This is a genomic window from Catenibacterium faecis (genome assembly GCF_014306455.1).
Taxonomy (GTDB): domain Bacteria; phylum Bacillota_I; class Bacilli_A; order Erysipelotrichales; family Coprobacillaceae; genus Catenibacterium; species Catenibacterium mitsuoka_A.
The window spans coordinates 18,695-35,908 of record NZ_JACRWG010000020.1; the positions used below are offsets into that span (position 1 = coordinate 18,695).

A 17,214-nucleotide genomic window follows, 5' to 3' on the forward strand; every position below is an offset into this window, starting at 1 on the left:
TGTTTACACCTCCTACTTGTCTTCAACTTTTACTAGGTGTCTTACTGCGTTGATCATGCCTTTGATTGTTTCTGTTTCATACTTTTCAACAGAAGCATGCATTTTGTTTAATCCTAACGCTTTAAGAGTAGCCTTCTGGTTTTCTTTACCACCAATAGGGCTTTTTACAAGCGTAATCACAACTTTTTTATTTTCTGCCATTTTTACGCTCCTCCTATCCATAAATCTTTTCGACTGTGATGTCTCTTAATTCTGCTACCTGTTCAGCAGTCTTTAATGATGCTAAACCTTCGATTGTTGCTCTTACCATGTTAATTGGAGTTCTTGATCCAAGTGACTTAGATAAGATATCAGAGTAACCTGCTAATTCAACTACTGCACGGACAGGTCCACCAGCGATGATACCAGTACCTTTTGCAGCTGGTCTTAAGAATACTGAACCAGATTTGAAGTTACCTGTAATTTCATGAGGGATTGTACCATTAATTGATGGAACAGTGATAAGGTTTCTCTTAGCAGCTTCTTCAGCTTTTCTAATTGCATCAGGTACTTCGTTAGCTTTACCTGTACCGAAACCAACACGACCCTTTCTATCACCAATTACTACTAAAGCAGCGAAACGCATTTTACGTCCACCCTTAACAACTTTAGTAACACGGTTGATAGTAACAACTCTAGTTTCGAATTCCTTAGGAGCTCTCTGTCTTCTGTTGTTTTTTCTGTTTCTTCTAGGGTTATTGCCTCTTCTAGAGTTTTCTCTAGAATTTTCTCTAGGTTTACGTTCTTCCATTATTTGACCTCCCTCTTAGAATTTTAATCCAGCTTCTCTTGCAGCTTCTGCAAGTGCCTTTACTCTACCATGATAGATATAACCACCACGGTCGAATACTACTACATCAATATTTTTAGCAAGTGCTCTCTTAGCGATTTCTGCACCAACAGCAGCAGCTGCTTCAATGTTTGAACCATTTTCTAACTTCATGTCTACAGAAGATGCTGATACAAGAGTTACACCCTTAGTGTCATCGATGATCTGTGCATGAATATGAGAGTTTGAACGGAACACATTAAGACGTGGTCTTTCTGGAGTTCCAGAAATCTTATTACGAACTCTAGCATGACGTCTTAAACGGATAACGTTACGTGATTCATTCTTTGCCATGATTCGATTTTCCTCCTTAGTTTATAACTACTTCTTACCAGCAGTTTTACCTTCTTTTCTGATGATATGTTCATCAGAATATTTAATACCTTTACCCTTATAAGGTTCAGGCTTCTTCCAAGCTCTGATTACTGAAGCGACATGTCCAACTCTTTCTTTAGAGATACCAGATACTGTGATTTCAGTAGCTGATGGACATTCAACTTTCACACCTTCTTCGATTTCAACTTCTACTGGGTGTGAATAACCAATATTCATTACTAATTTATTACCCTGCATCTGAGCTCTATAACCGATACCAACGATTTCAAGTTTCTTAGAGAAACCATCTTTAACGCCTTCGATCATGTTTGCAATTAAAGCTCTAGTTGTACCATGTAACTGCTTGTTTGCTTTTTCTTCACTGTGTCTCTTACATTCAATTTCATTACCATTAACTTCGATAGTAATTAAGTTAGAGAACTGTCTAGTAAGAGTTCCCTTAGGACCTGTAACAGTGACAGTGTTATCAGCAGCAACGTCTACGTTTACACCTTCAGGTACGATAATAATCTTTTTACCAATACGAGACATTGTTTGACCTCCTAAATAATTTTATTACCAGATATAAGCTAATACTTCTCCACCGATATTCTTAGCTCTTGCTTCTTTATCAGTCATAAGTCCTTGAGAAGTAGATAATACTACGATACCTAAACCATTTAATACTTTAGGAATTTCGTTTACTTTAGCATACTGACGTAAGCCTGGTTTAGAAACTCTCTTTAAACCAGTGATAACTCTTTCGTTACCTTTATATTTTAATGTAATAACAATATTCTTGTGATTTCCTTCTTCATTTACTACGAAGTCAGTAACAAAACCTTCATTCTTTAAGATGTTTGCTAAATCATTCTTTAGGTTTGAGTAAGGGATAGAAACAGTTTCATGTTTCTGCTGATTCGCATTACGAATTCTAGTTAACATATCTGCAATTGGATCTGTTGTAACCATTTATATGTCCTCCTTCCGTATGTGACTTATAAATTACCAGCTTGCCTTCTTAACACCAGGAATTTCACCTTTATAAGCTAATTCTCTGAAGCAAATACGGCATAACTTGAATTTTCTAATAACTGAATGTGGGCGTCCACAACGTTCGCATCTAGTATATTCGCGAACTTTGTATTTCTGAGGACGTTGCTGTTTAACTTTCATTGATGTTTTTGCCATAATTCTGTCCTCCTAATTATTTAGCAAAAGGCATGCCAAGTTCTGTTAATAAAGCGCGACCTTCTTCGTCAGTCTTTGCAGTAGTAACAAATACGATATCCATACCTCTTAACTTTGCAACCTTATCGAAATCAATTTCAGGGAAGATTAACTGTTCTTTAACACCTAAAGTGTAGTTACCTCTTCCATCAAATGAATTCTTAGGTACTCCTCTGAAGTCTCTTACACGAGGAAGTGAAATACTTACTAACTTATCTAAGAATTCATACATTCTTTCACCACGTAAAGTGACTTTACATCCGATAGCCTGACCTTCACGTACCTTGAAACCAGCGATTGATTTCTTAGCAGTTGTAACGATTGGCTTCTGACCTGAGATTAATGTCAATTCTTCTACAGCTTCTTCTAAGAATTTAGAATTGTTGACTGCATCACCAACACCGATATTAATAACAATCTTTTCCATTTTAGGAATCTGCATTGTAGATTCATAACCGAACTTCTTCATTAAGTTCTTTGTGATTTCGTTTGTATAACGTTCCTGTAAACGGTTCATGTATTATCCTCCTTCCCCTTATTTCTTCTTATTTTCGATTACAGCACCTGTTTTCTTATTAACACGTACTTTTTTACCATCTTCAATTTTATAGCCAAGTTTAACGATTTCCTTAGCTTTTGTATCATAGTAAGCAACATTAGAAGCATCGATTGGAGCTTCTACAGTAATAATTCCGCCTTCAGGATCTGCCTGAGAAGGTTTAACATGCTTTGTTACCTTCTTAACACCTTCAACGACAACTCTATTACCTTTAATTGCAAGAATTTCGCCAGTCTTGCCTTTTTCGCTGCCTGCAATGACCTGTACTGTATCACCTACACGTAATTTCATATCTTTCGTTCCTCCTATAATACTTCAGGAGCTAATGATACGATTTTCATGAAATCAGCATCTCTTAACTCTCTAGCGACTGGGCCAAAGATACGTGTACCCTTAGGTGTATTGTCATCTTTAATGATTACGCATGCGTTATCATCGAAACGGATTACTGAACCGTTTTCACGCTGTACACCGTATCTTGTTCTAACGATAACAGCTTTAACGACTTCACCCTTCTTTACAGTTCCGCCTGGAGCCGCTTGCTTTACAGTAGCAACAACGATATCACCGATGCTACTTGTCTTTCTATTTGAACCACCAAGGTTTCTGATAACTAAAACTTCTTTAGCGCCTGTATTGTCAGCAACTTTTAATCTACTTTCGTTCTGGATCATAGTAGTGACCTCCTTTCAGACTGTATTAGATAATTTCTGCTTTCTTTACGATTTCTACTAAACGGAAACGCTTTGTTGCAGATAATGGTCTTGTTGCCATAATCTTTACTGTATCTCCAACACGTGCTTCATTATTTTCATCATGTGCATGGAATTTCTTTGATGAATTCATACGCTTTCCGTATAATTTATGCTTTACATGTGTTTCAACAAGTACAGTTATAGTTTTGTCCATCTTAGTAGAGATGACTGTGCCAGTATAGACTTTTCTGTTATTTCTTTCCATAATCTCTCTCCTACTTTTCAAGTTCTCTTTCTCTAATAACTGTTTTGATCTTTGCGATTGATTTTCTTACTTCTTTGATACGAGCAGTATTTTCAAGCTGACCAGTTGCCTGCTGAAATCTTAAACTAAATAACTCTTTTTTGAATTCTTCTACTTTCACAAGTAGATCTTTTGTTTCAATACTTCTAATATCTTGTACTTTCATGAGTTACTCACCTCTTCCAATAATCTTGCATCTGACAGGTAACTTATGAGAAGCAAGTCTTAATGCTTCACGAGCAGTTGCTTCATCAATCTGACCAACTTCGAACATTACGCGGCCTTTCTTAACTACAGCTACCCACTGTTCTGGAGCACCTTTACCTGAACCCATACGTACTTCCAAAGGCTTCTTAGTCTTTGCTAAGTGTGGGAAGATTCTAATCCAAACCTTACCACCACGGTTCATATGACGGTTGATTGCGATACGGGCTGCTTCAATCTGTCTTGAAGTGATCCAAGCACCATCAAGAGCTACTAAACCGTAGTCACCAAAAGCAACTGTCTTACCGCCCTTAGCCTTACCTTCATATTTAACTCTATGAGGTCTTCTATATTTTGTTCTCTTAGGCATCAACATGATTATTTATCCCCTTTCTTCTTTGCAGGAAGAATTTCTCCCTTACAAATCCAGACTTTAACTCCTAGCTTACCATAAGTAGTAGCAGCTTCTGCAGTGGCATAATCAATGTCAGCTCTGATTGTATGTAGTGGAACTACACCTTCAGAATATCCTTCACTTCTAGCGATATCAGCACCGCCTAAACGACCTGAAACTGAAGTCTTAATACCTTTAGCACCGTTTCTCATTGCATTCTGAATAGCTCTCTTCTGAACTGTTCTGAATGAAGCACGGTTTTCAAGCTGTTCTGCGATTCTATCAGCTACTAACTGAGCGTTAGTATCAGCATTCTTAATTTCTACTACGTTGATAAATACTTTCTTATCACTGATAAGACCCATTAATTCTTTTCTTAAAGCATCAATGGCTTCTCCGTCTTTACCAATCACTACACCAGGTCTTGATGTGTGAACAAAGATATTGACGCGTTTCTTTGATCTTTCAATATCGATCTTTGCTACGTATGCTCTCTTTAACTTAGCCATTAAGAATTCACGGATCTTAACGTCTTCTAATAAGTAATTAGCAAAGTCTTTCTTATCAGCATACCATCTTGAACTCCAATCACGGTTAACACCAACACGGAATCCAACTGGACTTACTTTCTGACCCATTGTTCGTCCTCCTATCTTTCTTCAACCACACAAGTGATGTGGCATGTTCTCTTTAAAATTTGAGTTCCAGAACCTTTAGCTCTTGCGCGGAATCTCTTTAATGTTGGACCTTCGTCAACATAAATCTTCTTAATATATAACTTATCTTCGTCTGCACCTTCATTATTAACAGCGTTAGCCTTAGCAGAGTTAACAACCTTGATAATAGCAGGAGTAGCACTCTTGTTTGTGAATTCAAGAATTCCGAGTGCTTCCTTAACTGACTTACCACGGACTAAGTCAACGACTAATCTAGCTTTCTGAGGTGATACACGAATAGTTTTTGCTGTTGCTCTTGCTTCCATGTTCAAATCCTCCTATTTATTAAGCAGCCTTATCATTGGCTGTGTGGCCTTTGAATGTTCTAGTTGGAGCAAATTCTCCTAACTTATGACCAACCATATCTTCTGTTACATAAACTGGAATATGTTCTTTACCATTGTATACTGCGAAAGTATGCTCAATAAACTGAGGGAAAATAGTAGAACGTCTTGACCAAGTTTTGATAACTTCTTTTTTACCAGCAGCATTTAATGCTTCAACCTTTTTCATCAAATGTTCATCGACGAAAGGTCCCTTTTTTAAACTTCTTGCCATGATTACTTATCCTCCTTCTTATTTAGCATTACGACGACGTACGATCAATCTGTTAGAATGTTTCTTGCTGTTTCTAGTCTTAACACCAAGAGCTTTCTTACCCCAAGGAGTAAGTGGAGCTTTACGACCGATTGAAGTTTTACCTTCACCACCACCATGTGGATGGTCATTAGGGTTCATTACAGAACCACGAACAGTAGGTCTAACACCTTTCCATCTCATACGTCCAGCTTTACCGTAATTAACAAGACCATGGTCTTCGTTACCTACAGCACCAACTGTAGCACGGCACTTCTTTAAGAATTTTCTTACTTCACCAGACTGAAGTCTAACAATTACATATTTTTCTTCAGAACCAAGGATCTGAGCTGAAACACCAGCAGAACGAGCTAACTGTCCGCCCTTACCAGGATGCATTTCAATATTGTGGATAGTTGTACCTTCAGGCATGTTACCCATTTCCATACAGTTACCAACTTTAACGTCAGTAGTTTCACCAGAAACAACTACAGTTCCTACTTCTAGTCCCTTAGGAGCTAGGATATATCTCTTTTCACCATCAGCGTAATTGATTAAAGCGATGTTTGCAGATCTGTTTGGATCATATTCGATAGTAGCAACCTTACCAGGTACTCCATCCTTATTACGCTTAAAATCAATAACTCTGTATTTTCTCTTATGTCCACCACCATGATGTCTAGTAGTGATCTGACCCATATTGTTACGGCCACCTTTTTTCTTATAAGGAGCAAGTAATGACTTCTCTGGAGTAGAAGTAGTGATTTCTTCTTTAGTCAAAGCAGTCATGTTTCTACGACCGTTACTTGTAGGCTTATATGCTTTAATTGGCATGTTTAATCCTCCTATTTAAATATCTGAAATGGAGTGCATTTCAATAGTTTATATTAATTATTCTTCTTCACCGAATAAATTGATGCTGTTACCTTCTGCTAAAGTTACGATTGCTTTCTTTCTTCTAGCAGTCTTACCAACATAACGACCAACTCTCTTAGTCTTAGCTCTAACGTTGATTGTGTTTACGCTAGTAACCTTAACATTGAACATAGCTTCTACAGCCTGTTTGATTTCAGTCTTGTTTGATGATAAAGCAACATCGAAAGTATATTTGTTTTCTTCCTGCATTAACTTCATAGTCTTTTCAGTTAAAACAGGTTTTCTTAGTACGTCAGTAATGTGAGCCATTATTTTAGTACCTCCTCAACTGCCTTGATAGCTTTTTCAGTCATCATAAGCTTTGTGCAATCCATAACGTCATAAACGTTTACGTTTCTAGCTTCGATAACTTTAACACCAGGAACGTTTCTAGCAGATAATACTAAGTTTTCTTCTAATGTATCAACAACGATTAATGTCTTTCTTGGGTTTTCGAAGTTACCTAAGAAATTAACAACATTCTTAGTCTTGATTGTATCAAAAGCAAGATTATCTAAAGCAACTAATTCCTGATCGATTACTTTCTGTGATAATACAGATCTTAATGCAAGATTCTTAACTTTCTTGTTAATCTTGAAGTCATAGCTTCTTGGAGTAGGACCAAAGACAATTCCTCCACCGCGCCACTGTGGTGCACGGATAGAACCCTGTCTAGCACGTCCTGTACCCTTCTGTCTCCAAGGTTTCTTTCCACCGCCTGAAACTTCGTGACGATTCTTCACCTTGTGAGTACCCTGTCTTAATGAAGCTCTCTGTAGTAAGACTACATCAAAGATTGCCTGGTTATTTGGTTCGATTCCGAATACGTTTTCGTTAAGTTCTAAATCGTTTAATTTTTCACCATTCTGATTAAATAATGCAATATTCAACATTAGTTTTTCCTCCTTCCACTTCATTATTCTGCAACTGCTTCAGTAGCATAATTTACTAATTCAGCAGCTTCGTTTGTTTTTCCGTTTGCCTTGATACCAGACTTAACGACTACTAAGCCTTTCTTAGGACCAGGTACTGATCCGCTAACTAGTAATACGTTCTTTTCTGCATCAACTGCAACAATTTCAAGATTCTGAACTGTTCTTGTGTTTCCACCCATCTGACCTGGAAGATTCTTACCAGGAGCAATTCTGTTTGGAGCGATTGGACCCATAGAACCTACGATTCTGTGAGCTCCAGAACCATGTCCCTTTGGACCGATGTGCTGTCCGTGTCTCTTGATAACACCCTGATAGCCTTTACCTTTACTTGTACCTGTTACGTCAACTACTTCACCAGCTACAAAGCTATCAACAGATACTGTCTGTCCAACTTCATAACTCATCATTTCGTCAAAACGAAATTCTTTAATGAAGCGCTTAGGAGCTGTGTTTGCTTTAGCAACCACACCTTTTTCTGGCTTGTTTGCAAGCTTTTCTCTCTTGTCTTCGAAACCAACCTGGATTGCGTTGTATCCATCAGTTTCAACAGTCTTCTTCTGAAGAACTACGTTTGGAGTTGCTTCGATAACTGTAACTGGGATTAACTTACCATCAGTTGTGAAAACTTGAGTCATTCCGATCTTACGACCTAAGATTCCTTTCATGAGTTACACCTTTTACCTTTCTTATAACTTAATTTCAATATCTACACCACTTGGTACTTCTAATCTAGTTAAAACATCAACTGTTTCTGGTGTAGGGTTCACTACGTCGATTAAACGTTTGTGAGTTCTGATTTCGAACTGTTCACGAGAATCCTTATACTTGTGAACTGCTCTTAAGATCGTATAAATTTCCTTTTCTGTAGGTAATGGTACAGGACCAACTACCTGAGCACCAGACTTCTTAGCTGCAGCTACGATCTTTTCTGCAGATGCGTCTAGGATCTTGTGATCGAAAGACTTAAGTCTGATTCTGATTTTGTTGTTTGCCATGATTATTCCTCCTTGTCTATTCGTTAGACAACGCTCAATGCGAATTCCCTGAACACTCTTCCGTTCATGACAACGGCTGTCAGCGTTTCAGCAACCTCGCACATCTTCGCGTTTCACAACGGTCATATAATACCGTAATAAAACAGAGAAATCAACCCCTTTTTACATTTTTTTAGGTTTTTTTAATAAATTTTTCATTGAATAATTCGATACTTTTTGAATATGTAATGTAAGCGCAAACATTTAGAAAATGAGATAAAAATAGTTGATTTTCTTTTCAAAAGGTCATTTTTTTACATATCTGAATCTATATCAAATAAGATTGTATACAATAATATAGTGCTCAGGGTATAAGAAAACACACCTATGAAGGTGTGTTCTATACTTTATGCCTTTTAATTTTCTTTATAGCCTTACCAACAGTATATCCTGTACATAAGATAATAACCACAATACAGATTGCGACAATATATTCATTGATCTTAATTGCATCACCATTGAGCTTAGCACCATCAAGTGCATCAGAAATACGATGTCCTCGCACAACTAAACGCTGTGTATTGATTCCATAGGGTGTACATGTAAATAATGTACATAAATCTTTTCCTTCTTCTATTTCAAATAAACTATAGTCATCCGGTTCTATAGTTGCGATATGGTCTACTTTATATGTTAATACACGATCATAGACATGAAGATAGAAGATATCCCCTTTTACTAGTTCATCTAGTTCTGTAAAGAGTTTGGCACTTGGAAGACCTCTATGGCTTGATAAGACACAATGTGTTGATTTACCTCCAACAGGTAAGCTAGACCCTTCTAGATGCCCTACACCTACCTGTAGGACAGATTCATTCACTGTATGATGAATAGAGAGCTTACAGCTAATCTTTGGAATAACAATATAACCCATCATTCCTAAACCATCCGCATCCAATAAGCTATTGTATGTAGCTAATTGTTCCTCTGTAGGAGTAAAACGTGCATCATTTAATACCAAGGTCTTATTGTAAGCAACAGCCGCATCTATTGCTGCCTGTTTTTGTTTTTGTGTCATCTTCTTCATTTTATCAGAATAGTTTGCGACTACTTTTGATTGATATAATGAATTCCAACACTCACTTACTGTTGGGTAAAGTAATAAGGAGAGTCCTGTAATAAAAATGAGTACTGCGATAATTGTAGATATATGTTTTCTCATCTTTACAATCCTCTGCCACTCAAAATGTGATTAAATATACTCACATCGAGATAATGTAAGTTCTCACGAACATTACTTACTATTTTATTGTGTATGCTTTCGATTGACCGAAATCATATCTACTCACAAGTTCTTGTACACTTCATAGTCGTAAATTCCCGAAGTAGCCTTCGGTACATACTTACGTTTGCGTTCATTTATGCAACTTCGTAAGTTGTAGCATCTCTCAGATTTAGTGCAGCATTGAAATCTCTGTCTTCGATATAGCCACAATCACATCTGAAAATTCTATCTGAAAGCTTTAAATCTTTCTTGATTCTTTTACAGCAATGACATGTCTTAGATGATGGGAACCATCTATCTACTATTCGAAGTTCAATTCCGTTCTCTTTGCATTTAGCTTCAAGCTTTGTTTTAAATTCATAAAACTTCTGCGAAGCAACTGCCTTTGAAAGATGTCTGTTCTTCATCATTCCTGATACGTTTAGATCTTCAATCGTTATATAAGATGGTTTGGTTTTCACTATCTCTGCGATTATCTTATTGATGTAATCAGTACGAATATTGTCTATTCTGTGATGAAGCTTCTGTATCTTAAGCCTTTGTTTCTGTATATTTCTTTTTTGAGTGGACTCTCCTTTCTTTAGATTTTCATACTTTCGAGAAAGACTTCTCTGTTCTCGAATAAGCTTCTTTTCAAGCTTCTTTAATTTTGCAGATTTATTGATGTTCTTATAAGTTTTTCCATTAGAAACAATCGCAAAGTCCTTTAATCCAAGGTCAATACCGATTCCTTCACTGGAATTATTGGCTGACGTTTTGTCTGGGATTTCTATAAGAACTGAAATATAGTATCTGTCAGCTTTTATTGAGACATGACCGCTCTTAATTACGTTTCCATCTTTTGTAGTTGGAATATATCCTTTCTCTTTGATGCGTACCCAGCCAAGTGACGGAATCTTGAGTCTGTGTCTTTTGCAACTGCAATCTTTTGGATTATTCCTTACAAAATACATCTTCACATCAGATCTGCCTTTCTTCTTAAATTTTGGAAAGGCGCTCTTGTGATTAAAGAAGTTTTCAAATGCTGTCTGTCCGTTATTTACCGCCTGTGTTACAGATTTTGAATAAGCTTCCTTGATCCAGGAATATTCTGGATGGCTTGGAAGATACTCATTGTTGAGCCATACTCTAAACTGGCTGCTGCTCATAAACTTTTTGCCACTTTCATGAAGTTCCTTATTATGAGCAAGATAGAAGTTATAGATAAATCTTCAAGTACCTATTGTTTTACGAATCTTTACTTTCTGCTCCTCTGTCGGATTTATTTCCGTCTTGAAACTCTTCAGCAATTTCCTCATCCCTTTCTATCTATTGTTTATACTTACGAAGCCCTTTGCAACCTGCAGGAAAACACATGAAGTATTGAAACAATATCCTGTATGAGTTCTCCATCTGATTTCTAATCTAATTATAGTACAAATGGAAAATCCATGTATTCAGTTCAGCTTCATGAACGCCTTTTAATCGGCGTTAATAAAATTTAATTTTCACTAACCTGTGGTTTGTGGGTATTCAAATTATGCTTTTGATTTTATGTTCCAATACTTCATCTAATAAATCGTTACACGGTTTCCATAATCTTCAGTACACTGGTCTGCAATAATTCTTTTGCATTACAGAACTATCTTAACATGCAACTTGATTTAGTAAATGCTGATTATAAGTATAATAATGCCTATTAGTTTGGGTTCGGTTTGCCTTTAAAGTTTCTTCTCTATCTCAACGTTATAATGTCTTAACAGGTACGCCTTAAAGTTCAGCAAAATCCTTTGGTTTATAATTTGTGATATTTGATGTTTTCATATTAAAGCTTTCCTTTGAGTAGATTTGAACACATTTAATCACAATAGTCGATATATTTGGTTACTTACATTTTCCTCCTTTAATAACTAATAGGGAATGAAAATCATTCCCTAAATAATATGTTTATATAATTAGTTAGTTCCTTCTTTTCTCTTAGAGAATAATACAATACCAGAAGCTAAAACTAAAATAGAACCTACAACATAGATTAATGTTGTACCCATACCACCGGTACTAGGTAAGATTGAACCTTTGTTGTTTAGAACTTTTACATCACCTGTAATTTCTACACCATCTACCTTAATTTTACCATTAGATAAGATTTCAATCTTAATAGGCTTCTGGATTTTGTTATAACCTTTTGGTGCTTCTGTTTCTTTAAGGTAGTAAATACCTGCCTGCAAACCGTTGATATTAACATAACCTTTATTGCCAGATGTTAAAGTTATATTTCCTTTTGTCTGATCAGTACTATAACGATAAATTGTACCATTTGGATTAAACTTAATTGCATTGCTTTCACTAGGCTGTTCATTTGTTGATAAGATGAACTTTGCACCTTCAAGAGCTGTATCTATTCCAGTGTATTTATATACTGGAATACCATAAGTATAAGTTTCTGTTTCAGATTTTTCAGTCTTTGTTTTTTTATCACCATATGTTAACCATGTTGTATTTTTCATTGCAAAGTTAATAGGTGCTTTTTCACTTACATATGCAAGATACTCAACTGTTATTTCTGTCAATCTGCCAGTATCAATATCTTGTCTATATGTTTTGTAGAAAGAGTCAGTGAATGAAAGTTCGAAAGTACATCCATCTTCAGGATTCCCTGGACTATATCTATCTGGTTTAACAATGAAATCATCTGTTTGACGATATTCATGATTCTCATTATCTCTAACATAAGCAACTTGAACAAATTTCAAATTTTCATTCATACTATCATGTAAAACATAGTTCTTAGCACCAGGTTTTACATGAATAGTTGTCTTGAAGAATACGGTTTCTCCAAGATTAACAGAGTTCATAGTACCATCACTATTTACATTGCCACCCTGAGTGATAATCTTGGTAACACTTGGATTATCATGCTTGTCCTGAATTTCTGCTGTAGGAGCAGCAGTAGTAATATTACAAGCTGTTCCTGAAGTTGATTCAACTACATAGTAACCTAAATCTAAATCTTCAAATACAGCTGTAGCGTTATCAGATTTAGATACTGATGCTGTTGCTGTTTTAGTTGCAGTGATGTTGTGTTTTTGTGCATAACCAATTGCATAAATTGCAAGTTTACGTACTTCTTTATCACTAGTATCTTTTAAAGTCACATAACCGTTTTCATTTGAAGTAAAAAATTGTTGACCTTCATCTGAGTTAATAAATGTATCCCAATCTCCACCAGGTTTCTTATATGAATAAGCACCTGCAGTTTTGTCATAGCTTTCAAGTGATAAAATCTTATAAATCTTATAATCTTCTCCTGCGATTGCATTTGTAACTGTAATTTTACCTCTTTCTGGTGTTGAAGTTGCTGTAGTAGACGTATTTTCTACCGCATTAACACCAGTAGCCATTGAAATGATCATCACAAACGTGCAGACAATAGCTAAAATTCTCTTCATTAATTTCATTTCCCTATCTCCTCTTCTTTTATCTTCTTATCGCGATTTTTATATACGATCAACAGAACTATAGAACTAACTCCTACCATCACTAGTCCTAATTGTCTGTAAATCAGGGTTAATCTGCTACCTGCAGAAGGCAGCTTCTTTGTACGGAGACTATTAGTCACTATGACTTCATCTCCTACTACTTCCTTACCTGTAGAATTACCATTTACTTTATAATCTACAACATATGGCAATTTATTCACTGTTACTTCTTGAGAAGTATGAGTGATTGGATTTCCTTCATCATCTAATTCAAATACATAGTAATCTGTATTTAGATTAAGATTGATGAACTTCGTGGTCTTCTCTTCTGTTTCACCTGTACTATAAGTAATTGTTTTTACTTGTAGTGGTGAACCACTTCCTTGTGAATTGTCATATAATCCAAATGTATATGTTCCACTCACTGGTTTATGAGAAGTACCTGTCGCATTGTTAATAAATGCTTTTTTAACTACTATACCTTTCTGAGAGTTATATATAGTTAAGTTAAAATCTGTAGATGAGTATGCGACTTTGTATTTCTTATTTGATTGTTTTTCAAAATAAGCAATACATTGTTTTACATAGTCTGTATAATCATCACTATTCTTTTTATCTACACAGATAATATAGTAAGAACTATCGTCCTTCATATATCCATCTGGTGTATTTCTTTCCTTTACTTCATATATTGTGTTATATGAAGTCACAAATGGTACTTGTACTGCATAGAGTCCATTTTCTGTTTCACCACTTGTTGTACTACCTTCAACTCTTTGAATCTTATCTCCATTGAGCTTACATTCATAAATATCAAATGTAACTCCACTCATTGGATTCGCATTATCCTGATCTATCTTCTTGATTGTAAGATGAGGATTATCCGTTGTTGTCGTACTACCACCAGCATTCAGGTTATAGCTGAAGTCTGGAATAACATCATTCTTACCACCATCATTCCCATAAGACTTCCAATAAACCTTATTAGACACTTTTGTAGAAGTATCTGGTGCTATGTTTACAGTCACTGTATAAGTAATAATGATCTTCTTTTCATTTGGAATTGAGATTTCTAAAGTATTTGTTTCTGGATTAAATGCTTTTTCTATTTGTACAGAATTTCCTGCATCATCCTTAGCCTCAATACTTGTGATATCTAATTCTAAGTTATCTCCTAACTCATCCACTAATGTCAGCTTATTACCATCATTAGATGGTAACTTCTGAGAGAGTGTATTGGCAGTAATTGTATACTTGATTGTTTGTCCATTAAATGTTTCAGGATGGCTTTTATCTAGGCTGTTCTTCTCAAGTGCTGCAGTAGAACTTGAAGTTGCAAGTTGTTCTTCTCCATCTTCATCTTGAAGTGTGACATGATTCGCAAAGGTTTTAGATTGTCCACCTAGCAAGACTTTAGAATCAGTTACACGACAGACAACCTGTACATCGATAGAACAATCATCTCTTGTATGTTTATTCTCAAATTCACCTAGTTTAATAAGAGCTTTATTTGTAGTCTTATTATAGTAATAGGTTGTACTTTGACTTTGTCCGTTGTCATTCGTTGCTGTATTGGAATACGGCTTCCAATCACTATCTAAATCATTCATTGTCTTGGACACAACAGAGCTTGCTTGATTACCATGCCACTTGATACGTATATAACCAAGCTCCATGCCTTCTGGAATATCTTCTAATACACGGTAGTCTCCTTTTAAGTCACCTGCATAATTGACTTTAAAGACCCAAGAGGCATATATACCATTACCTGTTGTCTGGTTTAGTATATTTGTCGCAATTTTACTAGTACTGTCATCAGTACCAGATTTAAGTATTTTAGCTTCTTTTCCATCATAACTAAATGTAAAATTGAACTCCTTCAACAAATCTCCTCCACCATGAAGAGATTGAGTCGCATCATTTCGTTTATTAAATGAAGTATCTGTCGTATCTTTTAATAACACTTCATTCTTGTAATCAAATGTTGTACGATTGACTGTTGGAATCTTGGAAGGTTCTGTTTTCACAATAATATAGATATTTTCTTGATTTTCTAGTTTGATTGTTTCTTTTGCAGTAAGTGTTAATTCACTCTTGTTGTTTCCACTAAAGTTCTTACTGTTTGTATATTCCTGATCAAATAGTTCTCTTTTATCTTTTAAGCCTTTATTTGAGTCTAAGAACTCTTGATAGTTCTTACATGCAACTACCTGTGTTGCAAGCTTTCCTTGATAGATACCTACAACAGAATCAGAATGCAAATAAGAATCAGTGATGTTGTTTTCTTTTACTACTGCATCTCTAATTTGAGTTCCTTCTCTAATAGCTGATCCATTGACTTCAATAACCCAATAGAATGCACCATTTTCCCAAGTAGTCGCATTTTCTACTGGTCTTTCATAATACCAGGCACTCTTATTTACATTCAGGTTATAGAAACCATTGACCTGTGTTGTTTGAGAGGCTGATTTATTATTGAATTTAAAGGTTTGATCACCTTTTACTACATCTCCATTTAATGTGAATGTATTAGTCACTTTAATCTGACCAATTTCACTTAAATCTTTCGTTTGTGCATAGTATTCAAAGCGATAACCATAACTGTTTGACCAGCCAAGCTCAGAGAGCATTAATTCAAATGATTTCTGTTTGTCTATCTTCACCCATTTAGATTCTTTATCTTTATAGGTATTAGAACTTTCATCGTATTCATAAGCTGTAATCTTTACATAACCAACATAATGCATGATATCAGAACTTAATGTATCTTTTAATGTTGCATGAGTGATATCAAATTGATTCTGTGATTTATTTAGATTAACAGTATACTTATAGCTTCCTTGTGGAACTACAAAACTATTGACTGAAGAATCTTTTTCATAACCATTATTCTTCTTTACATAGACTTCTGAATTCATCTGGATTGTTTGCTCATTTGAAGTAAGATTACTATCTTTGATCTTTTGAATCCATGTATAGTCATTCAGAGTAAGTTTTGCAATTGTTCGATCCAACATACCTGCAACTTTCTTTACGTTATCTGCATCATTCGCATATATATTTTGGATTAATACTTGTCCTGCCTGCATTGCCGCATAGACTTCTGGTTTAATCTTGAGTTTATAAGTCACATAATATGAATCACCTGGATAAATAGTAATAGGATGATCATCTGTGCCACTTAACTTAAAGCGATTTGGATTACCATCATATGTATCTTTGTAGTTCGTACCATTTGTTTCCCATTGAACCTTATATAAAGAAGAATCAATAATCGTATCTGTGCTTCCCACAATTTGATGTAACTCTATAGAATCCTGCATATAAGAGATATAAGGTAACATCTTATTATCGTTCGCAAATCCACTATAGTTTAAATAATCAAAGAATGCATAATTCTTTAAAGTATAATTACTATTCGCATTTAAAGTGAAGTTTAATCTATATTGAACGATATAGTTCCCATCTTGATCCTTTGTATACTGTTTACCATTCGTAGAAATGATGTTTTTCGTCATACCATAGTTAATTGATGGAGTGAATGTTTTTTCAGAAGATCCCTTTAAGTATGTTTCATTATCTTTTTTATTAAGCACTGATGCTTTATTAGTAATATCCTTATTTCTGATATCTTGTTTATCAGTAAGTTTGACGTAGTAAGTCAATGTGTTAAACCGCAAACTCTACCCATAATATAAACTAATAAAACCGCAAATTAAATTAATAAACAGGTGGAAAATGTGCCTTTTATGACGGCATAATCTTCCACCTGTTTTTGTGATCTGA

Annotated in this window: 25 protein-coding genes; all 25 read right to left on the minus strand. The window is 35.4% G+C overall.

All coding sequences use genetic code 11. The annotated features are described in order from the left end of the window. Positions 1–12: 12 nt before the first annotated feature. A complete protein-coding gene (gene rpmD / locus H8909_RS06120) occupies positions 13–201 on the minus strand; it encodes a 50S ribosomal protein L30 (protein WP_022425045.1) in 189 nt (62 codons plus the stop codon). A 13-nt stretch (positions 202–214) separates the two neighbouring features. After that, complete coding sequence (gene rpsE / locus H8909_RS06125) at positions 215–790, minus strand: 30S ribosomal protein S5 (protein WP_117458136.1); 576 nt, start codon at positions 788–790, stop codon at positions 215–217. Positions 791–805: 15 nt separating this feature from the next. After that, a complete protein-coding gene (gene rplR, locus H8909_RS06130; protein ID WP_022425047.1) occupies positions 806–1,162 on the minus strand; it encodes a 50S ribosomal protein L18 in 357 nt (118 codons plus the stop codon). A gap of 27 nt (positions 1,163–1,189) precedes the next feature. After that, positions 1,190–1,735: a 50S ribosomal protein L6 gene (rplF, locus tag H8909_RS06135; RefSeq protein WP_187012196.1), complete on the minus strand. Its 546-nt coding sequence runs from the start codon at positions 1,733–1,735 to the stop codon at positions 1,190–1,192. Between the two features lie 24 nt (positions 1,736–1,759). Beyond that, positions 1,760–2,155, minus strand: a complete 396-nt coding sequence (rpsH, locus tag H8909_RS06140; protein ID WP_006505636.1) for a 30S ribosomal protein S8 — start codon at positions 2,153–2,155, stop codon at positions 1,760–1,762. 33 nt (positions 2,156–2,188) lie between these two features. After that, a complete protein-coding gene (locus tag H8909_RS06145; protein ID WP_003536834.1) occupies positions 2,189–2,374 on the minus strand; it encodes a type Z 30S ribosomal protein S14 in 186 nt (61 codons plus the stop codon). A gap of 16 nt (positions 2,375–2,390) precedes the next feature. Beyond that, positions 2,391–2,930: a 50S ribosomal protein L5 gene (gene rplE / locus H8909_RS06150; RefSeq protein WP_006505635.1), complete on the minus strand. Its 540-nt coding sequence runs from the start codon at positions 2,928–2,930 to the stop codon at positions 2,391–2,393. An 18-nt stretch (positions 2,931–2,948) separates the two neighbouring features. Then, complete coding sequence (gene rplX / locus H8909_RS06155) at positions 2,949–3,263, minus strand: 50S ribosomal protein L24 (protein ID WP_117458134.1); 315 nt, start codon at positions 3,261–3,263, stop codon at positions 2,949–2,951. Between the two features lie 14 nt (positions 3,264–3,277). Continuing rightward, a complete protein-coding gene (rplN, locus tag H8909_RS06160) occupies positions 3,278–3,646 on the minus strand; it encodes a 50S ribosomal protein L14 (protein WP_006505633.1) in 369 nt (122 codons plus the stop codon). Positions 3,647–3,671: 25 nt separating this feature from the next. Further along, positions 3,672–3,932 carry a 30S ribosomal protein S17 gene (gene rpsQ / locus H8909_RS06165; RefSeq protein WP_006505632.1) on the minus strand — a complete coding sequence of 87 codons (261 nt, stop codon included), beginning with the start codon at positions 3,930–3,932 and terminating at the stop codon, positions 3,672–3,674. A 10-nt stretch (positions 3,933–3,942) separates the two neighbouring features. Next, a complete protein-coding gene (gene rpmC, locus H8909_RS06170; RefSeq protein WP_006505631.1) occupies positions 3,943–4,137 on the minus strand; it encodes a 50S ribosomal protein L29 in 195 nt (64 codons plus the stop codon). A 3-nt stretch (positions 4,138–4,140) separates the two neighbouring features. Continuing rightward, a complete protein-coding gene (gene rplP, locus H8909_RS06175) occupies positions 4,141–4,551 on the minus strand; it encodes a 50S ribosomal protein L16 (RefSeq protein ID WP_117458133.1) in 411 nt (136 codons plus the stop codon). Positions 4,552–4,553: 2 nt separating this feature from the next. Further along, complete coding sequence (gene rpsC / locus H8909_RS06180; protein WP_117458132.1) at positions 4,554–5,207, minus strand: 30S ribosomal protein S3; 654 nt, start codon at positions 5,205–5,207, stop codon at positions 4,554–4,556. 11 nt (positions 5,208–5,218) lie between these two features. Beyond that, the gene (gene rplV, locus H8909_RS06185) at positions 5,219–5,551 is read right to left on the minus strand and encodes a 50S ribosomal protein L22 (RefSeq protein WP_006505628.1); all 333 of its coding nucleotides are present in this window, start codon (positions 5,549–5,551) and stop codon (positions 5,219–5,221) included. A 19-nt stretch (positions 5,552–5,570) separates the two neighbouring features. Then, positions 5,571–5,843 (minus strand): 30S ribosomal protein S19, encoded by a 273-nt coding sequence (rpsS, locus tag H8909_RS06190; RefSeq protein WP_006505627.1) that lies wholly within the window; start codon positions 5,841–5,843, stop codon positions 5,571–5,573. Between the two features lie 18 nt (positions 5,844–5,861). Then, the gene (rplB, locus tag H8909_RS06195) at positions 5,862–6,695 is read right to left on the minus strand and encodes a 50S ribosomal protein L2 (RefSeq protein ID WP_117458131.1); all 834 of its coding nucleotides are present in this window, start codon (positions 6,693–6,695) and stop codon (positions 5,862–5,864) included. A gap of 57 nt (positions 6,696–6,752) precedes the next feature. After that, entirely contained in the window at positions 6,753–7,046 is a 294-nt protein-coding gene (rplW, locus tag H8909_RS06200; RefSeq protein ID WP_006505625.1) for a 50S ribosomal protein L23, read from the minus strand. After that, positions 7,046–7,669 carry a 50S ribosomal protein L4 gene (gene rplD / locus H8909_RS06205; RefSeq protein WP_117458130.1) on the minus strand — a complete coding sequence of 208 codons (624 nt, stop codon included), beginning with the start codon at positions 7,667–7,669 and terminating at the stop codon, positions 7,046–7,048. Before rplD ends, rplW begins: the two co-directional genes overlap by 1 nt. A 23-nt stretch (positions 7,670–7,692) precedes the next feature. Next, positions 7,693–8,376, minus strand: a complete 684-nt coding sequence (rplC, locus tag H8909_RS06210) for a 50S ribosomal protein L3 (RefSeq protein ID WP_187012197.1) — start codon at positions 8,374–8,376, stop codon at positions 7,693–7,695. A gap of 21 nt (positions 8,377–8,397) precedes the next feature. Continuing rightward, positions 8,398–8,706 carry a 30S ribosomal protein S10 gene (rpsJ, locus tag H8909_RS06215; RefSeq protein ID WP_006505622.1) on the minus strand — a complete coding sequence of 103 codons (309 nt, stop codon included), beginning with the start codon at positions 8,704–8,706 and terminating at the stop codon, positions 8,398–8,400. Positions 8,707–9,085: 379 nt separating this feature from the next. Continuing rightward, positions 9,086–9,907 (minus strand): class C sortase, encoded by an 822-nt coding sequence (locus H8909_RS06220; protein ID WP_117458128.1) that lies wholly within the window; start codon positions 9,905–9,907, stop codon positions 9,086–9,088. 197 nt (positions 9,908–10,104) lie between these two features. Further along, on the minus strand, positions 10,105–11,175 hold the full coding sequence (locus tag H8909_RS06225; RefSeq protein WP_369409812.1) for an RNA-guided endonuclease InsQ/TnpB family protein: 1,071 nt from the start codon (positions 11,173–11,175) through the stop codon (positions 10,105–10,107). Between the two features lie 6 nt (positions 11,176–11,181). Continuing rightward, positions 11,182–11,268, minus strand: coding sequence for a helix-turn-helix domain-containing protein (locus tag H8909_RS13480; protein ID WP_238928240.1), 87 nt, complete (start codon positions 11,266–11,268; stop codon positions 11,182–11,184). Between the two features lie 636 nt (positions 11,269–11,904). Next, positions 11,905–13,407, minus strand: coding sequence for a SpaA isopeptide-forming pilin-related protein (locus tag H8909_RS06230; RefSeq protein ID WP_117460110.1), 1,503 nt, complete (start codon positions 13,405–13,407; stop codon positions 11,905–11,907). After that, a complete protein-coding gene (locus tag H8909_RS06235) occupies positions 13,404–17,093 on the minus strand; it encodes a SpaA isopeptide-forming pilin-related protein (protein WP_187012198.1) in 3,690 nt (1,229 codons plus the stop codon). The genes H8909_RS06230 and H8909_RS06235 overlap by 4 nt, the downstream gene beginning before the upstream one ends. Positions 17,094–17,214: the final 121 nt, after the last annotated feature.

Coding starts and splice junctions, on each gene's coding strand:
- rplX (WP_117458134.1), bottom strand. CDS start 3,263: ATGAAATTACGTGTAGGTGATACAGTACAGGTCATTGCAGGCAGCGAA.
- rplR (WP_022425047.1), bottom strand. CDS start 1,162: ATGGCAAAGAATGAATCACGTAACGTTATCCGTTTAAGACGTCATGCT.
- H8909_RS06230 (WP_117460110.1), bottom strand. CDS start 13,407: ATGAAATTAATGAAGAGAATTTTAGCTATTGTCTGCACGTTTGTGATG.
- rpsE (WP_117458136.1), bottom strand. CDS start 790: ATGGAAGAACGTAAACCTAGAGAAAATTCTAGAGAAAACTCTAGAAGA.
- rplB (WP_117458131.1), bottom strand. CDS start 6,695: ATGCCAATTAAAGCATATAAGCCTACAAGTAACGGTCGTAGAAACATG.
- rpmC (WP_006505631.1), bottom strand. CDS start 4,137: ATGAAAGTACAAGATATTAGAAGTATTGAAACAAAAGATCTACTTGTG.
- rplV (WP_006505628.1), bottom strand. CDS start 5,551: ATGGAAGCAAGAGCAACAGCAAAAACTATTCGTGTATCACCTCAGAAA.
- rpsH (WP_006505636.1), bottom strand. CDS start 2,155: ATGGTTACAACAGATCCAATTGCAGATATGTTAACTAGAATTCGTAAT.
- rplP (WP_117458133.1), bottom strand. CDS start 4,551: ATGTTGATGCCTAAGAGAACAAAATATAGAAGACCTCATAGAGTTAAA.
- H8909_RS13480 (WP_238928240.1), bottom strand. CDS start 11,268: ATGAGGAAATTGCTGAAGAGTTTCAAGACGGAAATAAATCCGACAGAG.
- rpmD (WP_022425045.1), bottom strand. CDS start 201: ATGGCAGAAAATAAAAAAGTTGTGATTACGCTTGTAAAAAGCCCTATT.
- rplE (WP_006505635.1), bottom strand. CDS start 2,930: ATGAACCGTTTACAGGAACGTTATACAAACGAAATCACAAAGAACTTA.
- rplN (WP_006505633.1), bottom strand. CDS start 3,646: ATGATCCAGAACGAAAGTAGATTAAAAGTTGCTGACAATACAGGCGCT.
- rplW (WP_006505625.1), bottom strand. CDS start 7,046: ATGGCTCACATTACTGACGTACTAAGAAAACCTGTTTTAACTGAAAAG.
- rpsS (WP_006505627.1), bottom strand. CDS start 5,843: ATGGCAAGAAGTTTAAAAAAGGGACCTTTCGTCGATGAACATTTGATG.
- rplC (WP_187012197.1), bottom strand. CDS start 8,376: ATGAAAGGAATCTTAGGTCGTAAGATCGGAATGACTCAAGTTTTCACA.
- H8909_RS06220 (WP_117458128.1), bottom strand. CDS start 9,907: ATGAGAAAACATATATCTACAATTATCGCAGTACTCATTTTTATTACA.
- rpsJ (WP_006505622.1), bottom strand. CDS start 8,706: ATGGCAAACAACAAAATCAGAATCAGACTTAAGTCTTTCGATCACAAG.
- rplD (WP_117458130.1), bottom strand. CDS start 7,669: ATGTTGAATATTGCATTATTTAATCAGAATGGTGAAAAATTAAACGAT.
- rpsC (WP_117458132.1), bottom strand. CDS start 5,207: ATGGGTCAGAAAGTAAGTCCAGTTGGATTCCGTGTTGGTGTTAACCGT.
- rplF (WP_187012196.1), bottom strand. CDS start 1,735: ATGTCTCGTATTGGTAAAAAGATTATTATCGTACCTGAAGGTGTAAAC.
- rpsQ (WP_006505632.1), bottom strand. CDS start 3,932: ATGGAAAGAAATAACAGAAAAGTCTATACTGGCACAGTCATCTCTACT.
- H8909_RS06145 (WP_003536834.1), bottom strand. CDS start 2,374: ATGGCAAAAACATCAATGAAAGTTAAACAGCAACGTCCTCAGAAATAC.